The organism is Modestobacter italicus (assembly GCF_000306785.1).
Lineage (GTDB): Bacteria > Actinomycetota > Actinomycetes > Mycobacteriales > Geodermatophilaceae > Modestobacter > Modestobacter italicus.
In genome coordinates this window covers 958,169-974,742 of record NC_017955.1, presented here as the reverse complement: position 1 = coordinate 974,742, position 16,574 = coordinate 958,169, and the positions used below count along the sequence as shown (strand labels likewise).

The 16,574-nt window shown below is 75.7% G+C and carries 11 protein-coding genes; 1 reads left to right on the top strand and 10 read right to left on the bottom strand.

The annotated features are described in order from the left end of the window. Positions 1-59: 59 nt before the first annotated feature. A complete protein-coding gene (locus MODMU_RS04665; protein ID WP_014739026.1) occupies positions 60-536 on the bottom strand; it encodes an FAD synthase family protein in 477 nt (158 codons plus the stop codon). Between the two features lie 347 nt (positions 537-883). Here MODMU_RS04665 and MODMU_RS26735 point away from each other — a divergent pair, with 347 nt between their 5' ends. Then, positions 884-2,083: a YveK family protein gene (locus MODMU_RS26735; RefSeq protein ID WP_014739024.1), complete on the top strand. Its 1,200-nt coding sequence runs from the start codon at positions 884-886 to the stop codon at positions 2,081-2,083. Positions 2,084-2,521: 438 nt separating this feature from the next. On the opposite strand, the gene MODMU_RS04655 is transcribed toward MODMU_RS26735, so the two are convergent. The 9 genes from MODMU_RS04655 to MODMU_RS04615 form a co-directional block, all read right to left on the bottom strand. Next, positions 2,522-3,757, bottom strand: a complete 1,236-nt coding sequence (locus MODMU_RS04655) for an O-antigen ligase family protein (RefSeq protein ID WP_014739023.1) — start codon at positions 3,755-3,757, stop codon at positions 2,522-2,524. After that, complete coding sequence (locus MODMU_RS04650; protein ID WP_014739022.1) at positions 3,754-5,013, bottom strand: MATE family efflux transporter; 1,260 nt, start codon at positions 5,011-5,013, stop codon at positions 3,754-3,756. The genes MODMU_RS04655 and MODMU_RS04650 overlap by 4 nt, the downstream gene beginning before the upstream one ends. Before the next feature lie 102 nt (positions 5,014-5,115). Continuing rightward, positions 5,116-9,633: a PKD domain-containing protein gene (locus MODMU_RS04645; protein ID WP_014739021.1), complete on the bottom strand. Its 4,518-nt coding sequence runs from the start codon at positions 9,631-9,633 to the stop codon at positions 5,116-5,118. A gap of 249 nt (positions 9,634-9,882) precedes the next feature. Then, positions 9,883-10,617, bottom strand: a complete 735-nt coding sequence (locus tag MODMU_RS04640) for a polysaccharide deacetylase family protein (RefSeq protein ID WP_014739019.1) — start codon at positions 10,615-10,617, stop codon at positions 9,883-9,885. Continuing rightward, on the bottom strand, positions 10,614-11,837 hold the full coding sequence (locus MODMU_RS04635) for a glycosyltransferase (RefSeq protein WP_014739018.1): 1,224 nt from the start codon (positions 11,835-11,837) through the stop codon (positions 10,614-10,616). The genes MODMU_RS04640 and MODMU_RS04635 overlap by 4 nt, the downstream gene beginning before the upstream one ends. Then, positions 11,834-12,490: a hypothetical protein gene (locus tag MODMU_RS04630; RefSeq protein ID WP_014739017.1), complete on the bottom strand. Its 657-nt coding sequence runs from the start codon at positions 12,488-12,490 to the stop codon at positions 11,834-11,836. The genes MODMU_RS04635 and MODMU_RS04630 overlap by 4 nt, the downstream gene beginning before the upstream one ends. After that, on the bottom strand, positions 12,487-13,257 hold the full coding sequence (locus MODMU_RS04625; protein ID WP_014739016.1) for a CDP-alcohol phosphatidyltransferase family protein: 771 nt from the start codon (positions 13,255-13,257) through the stop codon (positions 12,487-12,489). The genes MODMU_RS04630 and MODMU_RS04625 overlap by 4 nt, the downstream gene beginning before the upstream one ends. Beyond that, positions 13,254-14,549, bottom strand: a complete 1,296-nt coding sequence (locus tag MODMU_RS04620; RefSeq protein WP_014739015.1) for a DUF1972 domain-containing protein — start codon at positions 14,547-14,549, stop codon at positions 13,254-13,256. The genes MODMU_RS04625 and MODMU_RS04620 overlap by 4 nt, the downstream gene beginning before the upstream one ends. A gap of 180 nt (positions 14,550-14,729) precedes the next feature. After that, the gene (locus MODMU_RS04615; protein ID WP_166503398.1) at positions 14,730-16,202 is read right to left on the bottom strand and encodes a sugar transferase; all 1,473 of its coding nucleotides are present in this window, start codon (positions 16,200-16,202) and stop codon (positions 14,730-14,732) included. Between the last annotated feature and the right edge of the window lie 372 nt (positions 16,203-16,574).

Here is a 16,574-nt window from a genome sequence, read left to right as displayed (position 1 = left end):
CTGCCCCCCATGCCTCGCGAGCTCGGCATGGGCCCCTGCAGCGGGGCCGGAAGAGCCGATCAGGCGGACGCAGCGGCCAGCGGACGGCCGGCGTCCAGGCTGGCCAGCGCCTTGCGCAGGATCGTGCTCGAGGTGTGCATCGTGTACGGGAAGTAGTGGACCGCCACACCGACGGCCGCGAAGTCGCGCTCGAGCTTGTCGCCCTTGGCGGTGCCCCGCCAGTCGTCGCCCTTGAACAGGACGTCGAACCCGACCTCCCGCCAGGTGTCGATCTTCTCCGGGACGACCTCCGCGTGCACGTCGTCGACGAAGCGCAGGTTGCGGACGATCTCCAGGCGCTCGGCCAGCGGCACGACCGGCAGCCGGCCCTTGGTCAGCAGCAGCATCTCGTCGGAGACCACCCCGACGACCAGCCGGTCGCAGTGCGCCGCGGCGTGCTTGAGCACGTTGAGGTGGCCGACGTGGAAGAGGTCGTACGCCCCCGGCGCGTAGCCGACGACGGGCCGGACGGCGCTGCCTGTGGTGGACCTGGACATCGTGCACTCTCCTCGACTGACCGACACGCTCCGTGACTGGGCCGGGCGGACATCGCCGTCCGGCCGGAGCTCGCAGGGCCACGCTAAGCGGATCCGGTGACCGAGCGTGAGGCTCGACCGGCACGTTCACCCGATGGGGCGGGACGGACGACCTGATCGGTGGGCCGGCGTCCCGACCGGTGGCGCGGACGGGTGCCGCGGGTCCCTCCCCATCGGGTGAGGCCTCCGGCGCAGACCCGCATCCGGCCTGGTCAGCGCCCTAGCCTGCTCGCAGAGGACCAGGACGCGCGGGCGCTGCGCCCGCGTGCCACCTCGTGCCCGACAGGTGCGGACAGGGAGACGGCGACATGGAACTGCAGGACTACTGGGTGGCCCTGCGCCGCTGCTGGACGACGTGGCTGGGGGTGGCCGCGGCCGCCCTGCTGGTCGCGCTCGGCATCGTGCTCGTGACCCCGCCGACCTACGAGGCGACCGCCCAGGTCTTCGTGGCCAGCGTCGACGACAGCACCAGCGGCTCGCAGTTCGTCAACCAGCGGGTGACCAGCTACCCGCAGGTCGCCGACAGCCGCACCGTCCTCGCCCCGGTGATCGACGAGCTGGGGTTGTCCGACTCCTTCTCCGACCTCCGCAAGCAGGTCAGCGCGATCAACCCGCCCGACACCTCGCAGATCGAGATCGCCGTCACCGACCGCGACGCCGACCGGGCCGCCCAGATCGCCAACGCCGTCGCCGAGCGCTTCGGCACCGCGGTGGAGGAGCTGGAGCAGCCCGGGGACGGCGGGTCCCCGGTCAGCCTGACCGTCACCAACCCCGCGACCGTGCCGACCTCGCCGGTCTCCCCGCAGCCGGCGCTGCTGCTGCCGCTGGGGCTCGTCGTCGGCCTCGCGCTCGGTGCCGCGGCCGCCGTCGTCCGCAGCCGGCTGGACACCCGGGTGCACACCGAGGACGACGTCCGGGCCGCCTGGGGCGCCGGGGCCGAGCAGCTCGTGGTGCACGCCGCGCCGGCCGGCCGGGCGCTCCGGGCGCACCGGCCCACCACCTCGCTCGCCCGGCAGCTCGAGCCGATGGCCGAGCACCGGCTCGTCCGGGTGGTCGCGCTCTCCCCCTCCGACGACGACCCGGCCGCTGCCGCCGCGGTCGTCGACCAGGTCGCCGCGGAGCTGACTGCGTGGGAGGTGCCGGTCGAGGTGCTGCGGCCCGCCGCGGCTCCCTCCGCCGACGCCACCGGCCGGGTGGGCGTGCAGTTCCGGGTCGGCTCGCCGCTGGCCTCGCTGCGCGAGTGGCGGCGGACCACCCAGGACCACGCGGGCGTCGTCCTCGTCGTCGCGCCCGGCCGCACCGACCGCGCTGACCTGCACGAGCTGCGCGCGATCCTCGACGCCGCCGGTGTCCCGGTCCTGTCGGTGGTCCTGCAGGCCGCGCCGCGGCGCCGGGCCGCGACGGTGCCGCCGTCCGCACCCCTGGCCGCGCCGGCGAGCGTGCCGGTGCAGCTGATCCGCGCGCGGACGCCTGCTCCGCGGGACCCGGTGCCCGCGTCCCGCGCCTGATCCCCCGCTCCCCCAGCACAGCCCGGACGGTCCGCTGACCGTCCGGGCTGTGCTGCGTCCGGGCCCGCTGTGGAGTGCCAGCGCACCACCTCCCGAGCGCTGGCACTCCACCAGCCCACCCGCACCCGCACCCGCACCGGCACAGGCACAGGCATAGGAACCTTTACCCCCGGTCCAGCGCCCAGGACCGGGGGTAAAGGTTCCTATGCCTGACGACGGCGTGGCCTGAGGACGGCGGCGCCCGAGGACGGCGGCGCCCGAGGACGACGGCGCCCGAGGACGACGGCGCCCGAGGACGACGGCGCCCGAGGACGACGGCGCCCGAGGACGACGGCGCCCGAGGACGGCGGCGCCCGAGGACGGCGAGGCTCAGGGACGGCGAGGCCCACAGACGGCGGGGCCCGAGGACGGCGTCCCGGTGGGACGGCGTCGGGTGGCTCAGCGCTGGGGGGCGGGGACCGACGTGCCGTCGGCGAGCTCGTCGCGCAGGCGCTGGCGGGAGGCGCCCTCGGCGAGCAGCGAGACGGCGAGGAAGAGCAGGAAGGCCGGGCTGGCGTCGAACAGCCCGCTCTCCAGCAGGCTGCGGCCGACCAGGAAGACCCAGAGCCCGACGAACAGGACCCGGTGCGGGTACGGGGCGCGCAGCGCGCCGCGGGCCACCCAGCACACCCAGGCGGCGGCGACGAGCAGGCCGAGCAGTCCGGTCTGCACCAGCAGCGAGGCCCAGCTGCTGTCCAGCGGCTGGGTGTCCCAGTACTGGCCCGTCACCCGGATGATCTTGACGTTGAGGCCGCCGCCGAAGACGGTCTGCCAGGTCGAGTCCGCCCAGGTCAGGGCGGCCCGCCAGGCGATGAAGCGCGACCCCAGCGTGCTGGTGCCGTCACCGCCGCGCTCGGCGAAGCCGGACAGCGCGCCGGTCGCGACCGCGCCGACGGTCCCGAACGCGGCGAGCACCAGCCCACCGACGACCAGGCCCACCCGCGGCCGGCGGACGTGCAGCGCCATCGCGGCGACCCCGACGAGCAGCATGAGCAGCGCCGTCCGGGAGCCGGTCAGCCACAGCACGGCCAGGAAGTAGAGGCCACCCGCGGCGATGCCCCAGCTGGCCTCGCCGAGCACGGTGCGCCAGGCCAGGACGACCAGCGGGATGCCGGCCAGCAGCGCGAGCGCGTTGGGGTCCATCGCCGGGAGACCGCCGGCCAGCCGGCCGTCGGTCATCTCCGGCAGGCCGGTCAGCGAGGCGACCACCGCGACGGCACCGCAGGCCTGCGCGGTGCGCCGCAGCACCTCCAGCGACGGTGCCGCCCGGAGCAGGAAGAACACGGTGCCGCCGAGCACGGCGACCCGGACGGCCATCACGCCGCCGCCGAGCAGCTGGCCCCCGGTCAACGCCCCCCACAGCGAGCTGCCCAGCACGACGGCCAGCCCCCACACCGACAGCGTGCCCAGCCGGTGACCGCGCCGGGCGGAGGCCAGCCCGTAGGCCAGCAGCAGGCCGAGCCCGGCGACCAGCGCCTTGCTGAGCACGACCGGGTCCACGGAGCCGGCGAAGTACGCGCCCCGGCGCCAGTCGACCGCGCCGAGCACCATCAGCAGCGTCACGAGCTGGAGGACCCACGCCCTCCCCGGCCGGGTGGCCGGGCGGGCGGGGACGACGGTCGGCGCGGCGGTCATGCGACGGCCGGCTCGCGGACGGCGGGCACCGGCGTGCGGCGCGCCAGCGGCAGCAGCACCGAGCGCCGGACGGCCACGGCGGCCAGCACCGGGCCGAGGGTCAGCGCCAGCGGCGTCCACGGCACCCCGCCGTCGACGGCCAGCAGCAGCACGGCGACCGCGGCCAGCGAGGCGAACTCGAAGGCACGCAGCACCAGCACCCGGCGCTGCGCCCCGTGCACCGAGGCCAGCCCTGAGTAGGGCAGCAGGACGGCGCTGGCGACGGCGTAGACCGACCAGCCGGCCACCGCGCCGGCCGGTACGGCATAGCCGCCCCCGGTGACCAGCGGACCCGCCCAGGGCAGCGCGAGGACGGCGACCAGCCCGACGGCGCCGACGGCCAGGGCCAGGCCGGCCGCGGCCCGGTCGGCGGCCCGCAGACCGGCGGCCGGGCCCTGCGGGCGCAGCTGGACGAAGTACGGCAGCAGGAAGGTGCCCAGGCCGGCGACGAGCACCAGGGTCGGCGCGGTGTAGACCCGCGCGGCCTCCAGCGGTCCGTAGGCGGCCGCCCCGGCGACGGCGACGACGAACAGCCGCAGCACCGTCAGCAGCGCCGGGCGGACCGTCTGCGCGGCGGCCCGCCAGCTGCCGAAGGCGAGCACCGTCCCCAGCGCCGGGCGCCGCCACGGTCCGCGCGGCCGCTCGTCGGCGGGCAGCAGCAGCCAGGCGACGACGGCGGCGGCGGACTGCCCCGCCAGCAGGGCGACGACGAAGGAGGACAGCGACAGCCCACCGGAGCGGGCGGCGACCACGAGCGCGCCGAGGGCCACCACGAGGCTGGTGACGTCGACGGCGGGCAGCGACCAGAACCGGCCGGCGGCCATGAGCAGCCGGCGCAGGGTGTCCTCGAGCACGAAGGCCGCCGTGGCGGCGCCGAGCAGCAGCCCCGCCCAGGCCGGCAGGACGCCGGTGGTCACGCCCAGCACGCAGCCGGCCAGCCCGGCGGTGCCGGAGACCAGGGCCGTGCTCACGTGCAACCCGGCCCGGACCCGCGGTTCGCGGCGGTCCAGGACGGTGAGCGAGTCGCCGACCAGGCCGCTGCACACCGCGGTGGCCAGCACGATCGCGCCGTAGGCGAGGGAGAAGGTGGCCAGGCCCGCCGCGCCCAGCGCCCGGGCCGCGGCGACCTGCAGCACGAACCCGGCCAGGGCGGACGTCACCTGGCCGGCGAGGGCGCCGGCGGCCGGACGCCGCAGCAGACGCACCACTCCGGTCACCTGCTGATCCTCCCCGCGCGGACGCCCGGTGCCGCTGCTGCGGCACCGGGCGTCACCCGAACTGGGGTCCCGCGCGGCCGCGTCAGCGGCCCCGCGGTCGGCTCACGCGACCGGCGTGACGGTGATGTCGCTGAACCGCACGTCCACCGAGGCGGTGGCGCTGCCCGAGAGGTAGGCGGTCAGCCCGACCGAGCCGGCCGCCTGGAGGCCGGCGGTGGTGTCGGTCCCGGTCAGCGTCGGGGTGGTCGGCTCGGTCGTGCCGGCCACCCACACCGTCGCCGCCAGCTGCGTGGCGCCGGTGCCGGTGGCGACGACCCGCACGTTGAGCACCGTGCCGGCCGTGTAGCGCAGGCCCGGGAGGACGACCTCCTTGCCGATGAGCACGTCGTCGCTGGTGCCGGCCTGCTTGACCAGGGCGACGCCCACGGTGCCGTCGGCGAGGAAGCGCACCCGGCCCTGGTAGGCCACGTTGGTGTCCACCCGGCGGGCACCCACGTAGACCATGGCACCGCCACCGGTCGGCACCGAGGACAGCGAGAGCGCCGTCTGCACGTCGACGCTGGTCTCCGCGACCCCGCTGAGGTAGGACCCGGTGTTCGTGCCCTTGGTCAGCGCGAACGTCGCGGTGCCGGCCTGCACCGACTGCCGGGCGGCGCCGGCGCTGACGGTCCAGTTGCCGCCGTCGTCGGCCGTGCCCAGGCCGCCGGTGACGCTCCGGTCGAAGGCGTCGGCGGCGACGACGTCGGCCGGCGGAGCCGGGTCGACCGGCGCGGTGACGACCGGGGCGGTGACGGTCACCGTCCGCTGGGTGCGGGCAGTGGCGCCGTCGTCGTCGGTCACGGTCAGCGTGACGGTGTAGCTGCCCGCGGCGGCGTAGGTGTGCGTCGCGGTGGCACCCGTGCCGGTGCCGGCGTCCCCGAAGTCCCAGGCGGAGGCGACCACGGTGCCGTCGGCGTCCGTGGAGCCCGAGCCGTCGACCGTGACCGACAGCCCGGCCGGGGCCGCGGTGAAGGCGGCCGTCGGGGCGGTGTTCGCCGGGGTCACCGGCGGCACGGGGGTCGTCGGCGTCGTCGGGGTGGTGGGGGTCGTCGGGGTGGTCGGCGCCGTGGGGGCCGGCGTGCCGCCGACCGGGACCGCGCCGAACGAGGTCACCCGGACGGCGACCGGGCTGGTCGCGCTGCCGGAGAGGTACCCGAGCAGCCCCACCGAGCCGGGCGCCTGCAGCGCCGCGGTGGTGTCCGTGGCGGTGACCGTGGGGGTGGTCGGCTGGGTGGTGCCGTCCGCCCACACCGTGGCCGACAGGCTGGTCGGCGCGGTGCCGGTGGCCTGGACGGCGACCCGCAGCACGGTGCCGGCGGTGTAGGTGAGGCCCTTCACGACGACCTCCTTGCCGATGAGCACGGCGTCGGGGGTGCCGGCGAACCGGACCAGGGAGACCCCGACCGACCCGTCGGCCAGCACCCGGACCTGCGCGGAGTAGGAGGTGTTCAGCGCGACCTGGCGGGCGGTGACGTAGACGAACGCGCCACCACCGGTCGGCACCGAGGACAGCGAGAACGCCGTCCGGACGTCGGAGCTGGTGGCCGACACCGTGCCCAGGTACGAGCCGGTGTTGGTGCCCTTGGTCATGGCGAACGTCGCCGTGCCCGGGGCCACCGACTGGCGGGTCGCGCCGGCCGAGGAGGTCCAGGCACCGCCGGTGTCGGCCGTGCCCAGGCCGCCGGTCACCGTCCGACCGAAGCCGTCGGCCGCCAGCACGGTGGCCACGATGGTGACCTGCTGCGTGGTGCTGGTGGTCGCGCCGTCGTCGTCGGTCACCGTCAGCGTGACGGTGTAGGTGCCGTCCTTGGCGTAGGCGTGCGAGGTGGTGGCCCCGGTGCCGGTGGTGCCGTCCCCGAAGGACCAGCGCCAGCCGGTGACGGTGCCGTCGGTGTCGGTGGACGCGGTGGCGTCGAAGGACCCGGTGGCGCCACCGGACACCGCGGTGAAGGCGGCGGTCGGGGCGACGTTGGCCGGCGGTGCGACGACCGTGACCGACGCGGTCTTCGTGGCCGTGGCGCCGTCGTCGTCGGTGACGGTCAGGGTCACCGGGTAGCTTCCGGCGGCCCGGTAGCCGTGCGTGGCGGTCGGGCCGGTGCCGGTGGTGCCGTCGCCGAAGTCCCAGGCGTAGCCGGCGACGGTGCCGTCGGTGTCGCTGGAGCTGCGGGCGTCGAAGGCGGCGTCGAGGAAGGTCGCCGTCGAGGTGAAGGCGGCGTTCGGCGCCTGGTTGCGGGCCGAGCCGGTGGTGGCGACGGCGACGTGGCTGGCGACCTGGGCCGCGGTCAGCGCGGTCGGGTAGACCGCGACCTCGTCGATCGAGCCGGTGAAGGTGGTGGAGCCGGCCCAGACGTTGTCGTAGCCGATCCGCCAGTAGCCGGTGAACGCCTGCGCCGAGACGGCGTCGGTGCGCGCGGCGACCTGCTTGCCGTCGACGTAGAGGACCAGACCGCTGGCGCTCAGCGTCCCGGTGACCTGGTGCCACCGGCCGTCGTTGTAGGCGGTGGGGCTGGTGACGGTCTTGGCGGCGCCGTCGTAGACCCCGAAGACCACCCGGCCGTTCGCGTCCAGGTAGGCCATCCGGTCGTAGGAGCTGCTGGCGCCCGTGGACGCGCTGCCGAAGCCGAGGATCCGGCCACCGGTCGTGGACGTCGTCTTGAACCAGGCCTCGACCGAGAAGGTCTGCGGGCCGACCACCGCGGTGCGCGTCGACGCGAAGGACGACGTGCTGCCGGTGAGGGTGTAGGCGGTGTCGGCGTCACCGGTCAGGGCGCCGGCGGTGCCGCGGGTGACCGCGGTGCCGGTGGTCATGTCGGTCGCGCCCTCGAGGTCGTAGGCGGTCGTGCCCGAGGTCTCCCCCAGCGACCAGAGGTCGGTCGCGCCGTCGGCCCGGACGACGTCGGCGTAGGGCCGGGCCGCACCGCCGGTGGCCAGGGCGACCGAGACGGCGGCGGGCTTGGCGACGTTGCCGGTCGGGTCGGTGACCGTCAGCCGGTAGGTGTGCGTGCCGGCGCTCAGGCCGGTGTCACCGACCGCCATGGTCGGGGTGTTCCACCAGGTCGAGGCCTGGGTGGTCTCGTAGAACGGGGTGGTCGCCCCGTCGCGGTAGACGCGATAGGTCAGGTTCTCGCTGTCCTGGTCGGCGGTGGCCGTCCAGGCGACCCGCACCGCACCGGCGCCGACGGCGGTCGCCGTGGGCTTGAGCAGCGCGGCGTCCGGGCCGATCTTGTTCGGGGCGATCGCGGTGGTGGCGAAGCGGACCAGGCCCTGCTGCCGGGTGCCGTTCACGGTCGGGAACTCGCCGCCGTAGACGACGTACTGGCTGTTGCCGGCGACGCTCCAGGAGCCCTGGTTCTGCCCGGTGTAGGTGCCGGCGGCGATGGTCGGGAACCAGTCGAGCAGCGAGCTGGCCGGCTGGCCCTTCCAGTTGGCGTTGCGGAACGTGTCGCCGGTGACCGTGCGGGTGGCGGCCACGGTGAACGCGGTGGCCCGCTTGTACTGGCCGATGTCGCTGTAGCCGCCGACGTAGGAGCAGTCGTGCATGTGCGAGGCGATGTAGACGACGCCGCCGGTGGCGTAGCTGGAGTAGTTGTCCCCGCGGCAGTAGGCCACCGAGACCAGCGCACCGCCGTCGGCCTTCGCGGCGAAGGTGCCCTCGAGGTTGCCCGGCCCGTAGTAGTCGTAGCCGCTGCCGAAGACCGTCGTCCCGTCGGTGGACAGGTTCCAGATGGCGGAGTTGGCGCCCTGGTTGGTGATGATCTGGTTGACCGCGAACGGCCGGGTCGCGCCGGTGGCCGCGTCGAGCGCGCCGACACCGGTGGCCGCGACGCCGTTCAGGCTGGCGAACCGGCCGGAGGCGACGACCTGTGTGCCGCCGCTGGTGGCCACCAGGGCGAGCACCTCCTTGCTGCCGTCGGTCCCGGCGGCGGCGCCGGCGACCGGTGCCCACGGGAGCAGGGCACCGGACGGGGAGACGGCGGCCAGCGAGGTGCGGCTGGTGGTGCCGACGGCGCTGATGCTGCCGCCGAGGTACACCGCGGAACCGGTGGCGGCGAGCGCCCGGACCTGGCCGGTCACGCTGGGCTTGAAGTCGGCCACGAGCTGGCCGGTGGCGGTGTCGTAGGCCGCCACGCGCTTGCGGGTCTGGCCGTTGGCGACGGTGAAGTCACCGGCGACGTACACCCGGCTGCCGTCGGGCGAGGCCGCGACGGCCAGCGCCTGGGCGTTGAGGTCCGGCGCGAAGGACGTGATCAGCGCACCGGTGCGGATGTCGTAGGCGAGCATGTTGTTGCGGACGGTCTCCTGCGTGCCGGCGGCGGCACCGGCCGGGCGGGCGGAGGTGAACTTGCCCGCGGCGTAGACGGTGTTGCCGACCACGACCTGGGCCCAGACCACACCGTTGACCTGCACGGTGGGCAGCGCGTCGGCGGTGACCGTGCTCGGCGTCGCGCTGCTGGTGGGGTCCACCGGCACGGAGTCGGCGCGGGCCGCCGGTGCCGCTGCGCCCAGCACGCCGATCGCCAGCGCCAGCCCCACCACACCTGCGGTGGTCCGTGCGGCGATGGTCGCCGTCCTTGCCCTCATGCTCGTGTCCGTTCGTCGTCCCCCCTGGCACCCGGTCGGGGCCAGCGCAGTCGATGAACACTAAGCGTGACAATCAACGCCCGACCAGAGTGACGGCGTCACCCGATACGGTACGAAACCGCAGGTCAGCGCGGACCGTCACCCGGTCGGAGTAACCGAACGTCACCCCTGCGGGCCGCCGTGCCGCAGCTCCCGGACATGCGCCAGGCCCGCTCCCCCCGAGGGGTGAGCGGGCCCGGGGCGGGCAGGTCAGCGGCCGCGCTGGAGGAGCTGGTGGCGGGCCATCCGGGCGACCAGGTGCGCGGCGGTGTCCTGCGGGCTGACGTAGCACCGGGGCACGGTGAACCGGTCGCCCGGGGAGTAGTCGCCGATGACGCAGCCGTTGTCGTACCCGGCGGCCGCGACCGCGTCGGCGGCAGCGGTGTCGTAGGCGCCGTAGGGGTAGCAGAAGCCGGCCACCTCGGCCTGCAGCACGTCCTGCAGGACCCGCCGGCTGCCCGTGACCTCAGCGGTCAGCGTGGCCGGGTCCGCGCCGGCGAGCCGGGCGTGGGTCATCGTGTGGCTGCCCACCTCGTGCCCGGCCGCGGCGACCGCCCGCACCTGGTCCGCGCCCATGATCGGCAGCCGCGGGCCGGAGTCCCAGTCGTTGGCCCCGTCCATCCGGCCGGCGACGACGTAGAGGGTGGCGGTCATGCCGTGCCGCTGGAGCAGCGGTGCGGCGTGCTCGAGGAAGTCGGTGTAGCCGTCGTCGAAGGTGAGGGCGACCAGCCGGCCGGCCTCCCCCCGCTCCTGCGCGCGGAGCAGCTCGGTGAGGCCGACGCCGCGCAGGCCGAGCCTGCGCAGCCGGCGCAGGTGCCGGTCCAGCCGGTCCGGGTGCACCCGCAGCCGGTGCGGGTCGGGGGCGGTGGACGCGCTGATCGAGTGGTACATCAGCACCGGCCGGACCCGGAGCGGCGTCCGGGCGGCGGTGGTGGGCGTGCTCACCGGGCTGCTCCGGACACCGCGGCCGCGGCCTCGACCGGACGGCGGGGTGCCGGGACGGCAGCGGCCGGGCCGCTCCCGGTGAGCGCGTCCACGACGGCCACCAGCTGCTCGGTGTAGCGCTGCGGGGCGTGCCGGCGGCGCGCCTCGGCGGCGTCGACGACGGCGGCCGCCCGCACGGTGTCCCAGTCCCCGACGACGCGCTCGACGGCGTCCGCCCACCGCACGGGATCACCCGGGGCGACGGACTGGGCGCTGGCGTACCCGGCGGCGGCCTCCCGGAGGCCGCTGCCGTCGCTGACCACGAGCGGCCGGGCGGCGAGCACGGCCTCGACGGCGGTGAGCCCGAAGGACTCCTCCATCACCGAGGGCACGAGCACGACGTCGCTGCCGGCGAGCACCGGCCAGACGTCGGACCGGAAGCCGAGGAGCTCGACCCGGTCGGTGAGCCCGGCCGCGGCCACGGTGCCGCGCAGCTCGGTCTCGAACCACTCGTAGCCCTCGAAGACCGAGCCGAGCAGCTGCAGCCGGGCGTCGACGCCCCGGGCGAGGAGCTCCTGCAGCGTCGCCACGGCGACCTGCGGACCCTTGCGCGGGGACAGCCGGCCGACGAACAGCAGCCGCACCGGCCCGGCCAGCTCCGCGCGGGCCGGCACGACCTCGGCGGGCGCGGCGACGGCGTTGTAGACGACGGTCGCGCGGCGGCGCAGCCACGGCGCGGTCCCGGCGAGCACGTCGAGGCAGAACCGGCTGTTGGCGACCACCCGGTCGGCCAGCGCCGGGCAGACCGCCATGCCGATCCGCAGCAGCCGCGGCGCGGACTGCTCGGCCTCGTGCACGTGGCAGACCGAGCGGCGTCCGGCGAGCCGGGCCAGCAGCGGCCAGGAGGGCAGCGTGAGGGTGTTGACGTAGACCCCGGCCTCCCCGGCGGAGCGCAGCAGGCGCAGCGCCGGCAGCGCGCCGAGCACCGTGTCGGCCAGCAGCCGCAGGGCGCCCCGCGGGCGGAGCGCGGAGTTGCGCAGCACCGGCATCCGGCACAGCACGACCCGCAGCCCGCGGGCCTCCAGCTCGGCGACCAGCGGCCCGGGACCGGGCAGCGCGACGGTGACGTCGAACCGGGTGGCCAGCGCCGACGCGGACTCGGCGAGCACCCGGTCGGCGCCGTAGAGCTCGGCGCCCGGGTGCACCACCAGGACGCGCGGGCGCGCTCCCGGCCCGGTCACGACGCGGCGCCGGTGAAGACGAGGACCGGGGCCCCCGCCTCGTACCCGACCGACAGCGTGACGTCGGCGCGGTCGGCCGCGGCGATGCTGAAGACGTAGACGCCCTGCGCCGTCCCGCCCGCGGCGACCGTGCCGCTGAACGGGGCCGCGGCGGGGTCGTTGACCGGCGAGGCGGGCACCAGCTCGGGCCCGGAGGCCAGGTCGACCGCGACGCCGCCGAGGGGCAGCGCGTCGGCCTTGCCGTTGGTCAGCGCGACGGTGACCCGCAGCGCGGGGCCGGTCACGTTGCCCGGGCCCACGCCCGTGGCGTCGACGGCGTCCAGCGAGACCACCCGGGCGGTGACGCCGTCGCCCACCGCGGCGGGCTGGTCGAGCGGCACCGGGGCGAGGTTGGCCGGCGGTTCGTCGGCGTCGGTGGTCGGGCCGGTCGGCGCGGGGGTGTCCGCGGCGGGGGCGAGCACCACCGTCGTCGGCGCGGCGGTCGGGGCCGCGGACGTCGCCGTCCCGGGGGACGCGGCCGCCGGGTCGCTGCCGGAGCCGCCGGTGGTCAGCGCCAGGACGACGAGCGCAGCGGCCACGACCGCCAGCACGGCGGCGACCGCCGGCCGGCGCTTGGACGACCGGGTCGTCGGGGTGTCGGAGGGGACGTTCATCGCGGCAACCTGCCCATCTCGCGGAACCACTTGACCGACGCGAGGGCCAGGAAGGCCGTCATCGCGACGAGGAGGAGGGTGTAGACGGACAGGAACAGCGCCGGTGCACCGAGGAGCACGAAGACGCAGCACAGCAGCCCGTAGTCGGTGGGCAGCACGAGCAGCGACCGGAGGACGCCGGCCCGCTCCCCCCGCTGCTGGGACCTGATCGGCACCCCGTGCTGGGCGCGGAGCGCGTCGTTGAGCATGGTCCCGAAGTAGAGGACGCCGTCGACCACGCAGTAGGCCAGCGGCACCAGCAGCCAGGCCCGGGCGTCGAGGTCGCCGAAGCGGTAGAGGCCGATGGCGACGGCCAGGTGCAGGCTCGAGGCCTTCGCCGCGTCGACCATGTGGTCCAGCCACTCGCCGGCCGGGGAGCCGCCGCCGCGGAGCCGGGCCAGCTGACCGTCCGCCGAGTCCAGCGCGTAGCCGACGACCAGGCAGGCGGCGACCGCCACCCCCAGCGGCCAGGACGGCGCGACGAGGGCGAGCAGCGCGATGCCGGTGGCGGAGAACGCGGCGCTGATGCCGGTGACCGCGTTGGGGGTGAGGCCGGCGTGGTACGCCGCGGCGGCCAGGAACCGGCCCATCCTCCGGTTGACGAACCGGGAGTAGGCGGGCGCGCCGAGGGCGCCCTTCTGCGCGCCGCCGAGCCGGGCCAGGGTCTGCCCGAAGGTCTCCGCCGGGCCCGGCCCGGGCGGGGCCGGGGTGTCCAGCACCGCGCTCACGCCTGGGCCGCCCGGGCCGTCGGCGCCTCGACCGGGAGGACCTCGGCTCCGACCGCCACCCGCAGGGGCACGGGCTCGTCCAGCGGGCGGCGGGGAGCCGGGGGCAGCACGGCGACCGGCGCGGCCGGCGTGGCCGGCTGCTCCCGGCGGCGGCCGCTGGGGCGGGAGCGCGGGAAGTCGCGGGCCGCCAGCCGGGCGCAGAGCGCCTCGTACCGGGCGGCGACGTCGTCCCAGTCGTACCGGGCGGCCATCACCCGGGCGCTGTTGCCGTCCCGGCGGACCGCCGCCGGGTCTGCCTCGGCCGCCGTCACCTCGACGGCGACGTCGTCGGGGGTGCTGAAGTACCGGCCGCTGATCTGCAGGACCTCGCGGTTGAACGCCACGTCGAAGGCGATGGTCGCCGCACCCGCGCCGATGGCGCGCAGCAGCGAGGGGTTGGTGCCGCCCACCGAGTGGCCGTGCAGGTAGGTCGCGCAGTTGGCGTAGAGCTGGTCGAGCAGCTCCTGGTCCCAGACGCCACCGAGGAAGCGGACCCGGTCGTCGGACAGCTCGTGCACCTGCCGGGTGTACTCGTCGGCGTAGGGCGCCGAGCCGACCACGACCAGGGGCAGCGTGGCCCCGCTGCGGCGGTAGCCGTCGACGATGACGTGCACGTGGTTCTCCGGCTCGAAGCGCGCGACCACCAGGTGGAACCCGCGCGGGGTGAGCCCGACGTCGGCCAGCTTCTCCGACCTGCCGCCGGCGATCTTGGGGGCGCCGTAGGCGATCTGCTCGGTGGAGGCGGCGAACTCGTCGCGGTAGTAGTCGGCGATGCCCTGGGCGTCGGCGATGAGCGCGTCGGACCAGCGGACCGACAGCGCCTCGACCACGCGGTAGTAGCGCTTGCCGGTGCCGCCCCACTTGGCGCGCTTCCACTCCAGGCCGTCGACGTGGGTGGCGACCGGGATGCGGGCGGCGCGCAGCAGCGGCAGCCACGGTGCGTTCGCCGCGTTGAAGACGATCGCCGCGTCGACCCGGTGGGCCAGCAGGTGGGCCACCGACAGACCGGTGTGGCTCAGCGTCTCCAGCGACCGGCGGCGCATGGCGGGCAGGTGGACCAGCTGCATGCCCAGGTGCGTCTCCGGGCGGGGCTCGTCCGCGGCGGTGCGGCAGTAGACGACGACCTCGTGGCCGGCGTCGGCCAGCCGGTGGCCGACCTCCTCGACCGCGGTCTCGAAGCCGCCGTACCGCGCCGGGACCCCACGCGTACCGACCAGCGCGATGCGCAGCTTCCCCGACGTGTTCCGTGGCATGTCTGCCGCTCCGTTTCTCCCCGTGCGTCCGTCCCGGCGTCCGGTCGGCCTGCCGGCCGCGCGGGACGCGGGGCCGGCACGCCGAGGCCAGGCCACGGGTGTGCTGGGGAGACCATCGGCTCTGCGTGACGGCGTCATCACCGAAGTGGTTGACGCCGTCACTCAGAGGGAGTACTCGGGTCAGTAGGCCCCGGAGGCGGTGGCCACGGCCCGGGCGGTCTTCCAGAGGATCTGCAGGTCCAGGGCGAGCGACCAGTTCTCCACGTACCGCAGGTCCAGCCGGACGGCCTCCTCCCACGGGAGGTCGCTGCGCCCGGAGATCTGCCACAGCCCGGTCAGGCCCGGCTTGACCAGCAGCCGACGGCTCACCGAGCTGTCGTAGCGGGCCACCTCCTGCGGCAGCGGGGGGCGCGGGCCCACCAGCGACATCGTGCCGGTGAGCACGTTGACCAGCTGCGGCAGCTCGTCCAGGGAGAGCCGGCGCAGCCAGCGGCCGACCGGGGTCACCCGCGGGTCGGAGCGCATCTTGAACAGCAGGCCGTCGGCGTCGTTGCCGTCGGAGAGCCCGGCCACCTGCTGGTCGGCACCGGACACCATGCTGCGGAACTTGAGCATCGTGAACGGCTCGCCGTTCAGGCCGATCCGCTCCTGCCGGTAGAAGACGCCGCCGGGGCTGGTCAGCCGCACGGCCAGCGCGAGGGCGCCGAACAGCGGGGCCAGCACGAGCAGCGCGCCGAGCGCGACCGAGCGGTCCAGCACCGTCTTGACCACCCGGCGCCACCCCTCGAACCGGGGCTGCTCGACGGCCAGCAGCGGCAGCCCGTCGAAGGGCCGGATGTGCAGCCGCGGGCCGGCGACCTCGACGAGGCCGGGCGCGACCAGGAGCTCCAGCCCGGTGCCCTCGAGCTGCCAGGACAGCGACCGCAGGTACTGCGCGGCGGTCTCGCTGGCCGAGGTCACCGCGATGGTGTCGGCCTGCACCCGGGCGGCGGTGGCGACCACGTCGTCCAGGCCGGCGACCGGCAGGCCGACCACCCGCGCGACCCGGGCCCGGTCGTCGGGCGTCACGCAGGCGGCGACGACCTGCAGCCCGGCGTGCGAGGTGCGGGAGAGCCGGTCGACCAGCTCCAGGACGGCGCCGCCCCGGCCGACGACCACGACCCGCTTGACGCACCGGCCCTGCAGCCGCTGGCGGTGCAGGAGGTGGCGGGCGCCGTACCGCTCGACGACGGTGGCCAGGGCCAGCGCCGGGACGCCGACGACGACCAGTCCGCGGCTGAGGTCGAGCTCGGCGGCATAGCTGAGGAAGCCCAGCCCGGCCAGCAGCAGCAGGCCGGCGCGGCCGATCCGGTGGAACTCGTCGCTGCCGATGCCGAACGTGCGCTCCTCGTAGGCGCCGGTCACGGCGAGCAGCAGCGGCCAGGCGAGGACGAGAGAGACGCTGGCCCAGAACAGGCCACCGGCCGGCGGCACCACGCCGTCGTGGGCGACCAGCACCACCAGCGCCGCGGCGGCCGCGAGGACGACCTCGGCGCCGACCAGCCGGCGGCGGTGCCGGGCGGCCCAGGGGTCGCGCGGGGTGGTGGGGGTGGGCAGCCGGTCGATCGACCCCGCGCTGCGCAGCGCACCTGCGACGGGATCGACGACCGACACGGCCTCAGCGCGTTCCAGCAGCAACGTGTCCCCCTAGGACCTGGTCGGTGACTTCCTGTCATCACGTCGCCGGGAGCCGGCCGCATCGGTGCGGCATCGGCTCCCTGTGGCGACGCACAGTGACCATCACAGCCGGTCACCGCTCGGACAACATGTCGTCACCCGAAGGGGCAGGCTGCCAGGGAAGGACCACCCGACCGGACACGGAGCGTCATCCGACCGGCGTCCCGGCTCCCCGATCGGGTCCCCGCAGCCCGCCCTTCCCCCGATCGGGGACGAACCGGGCACACGTCCGGGTGAGCAGGTCCCCGATCGGCTCCTCACGCTCCGGCGTCGGATGAGCATGCAGGGGACGAGAGGGCGGACCTGTGC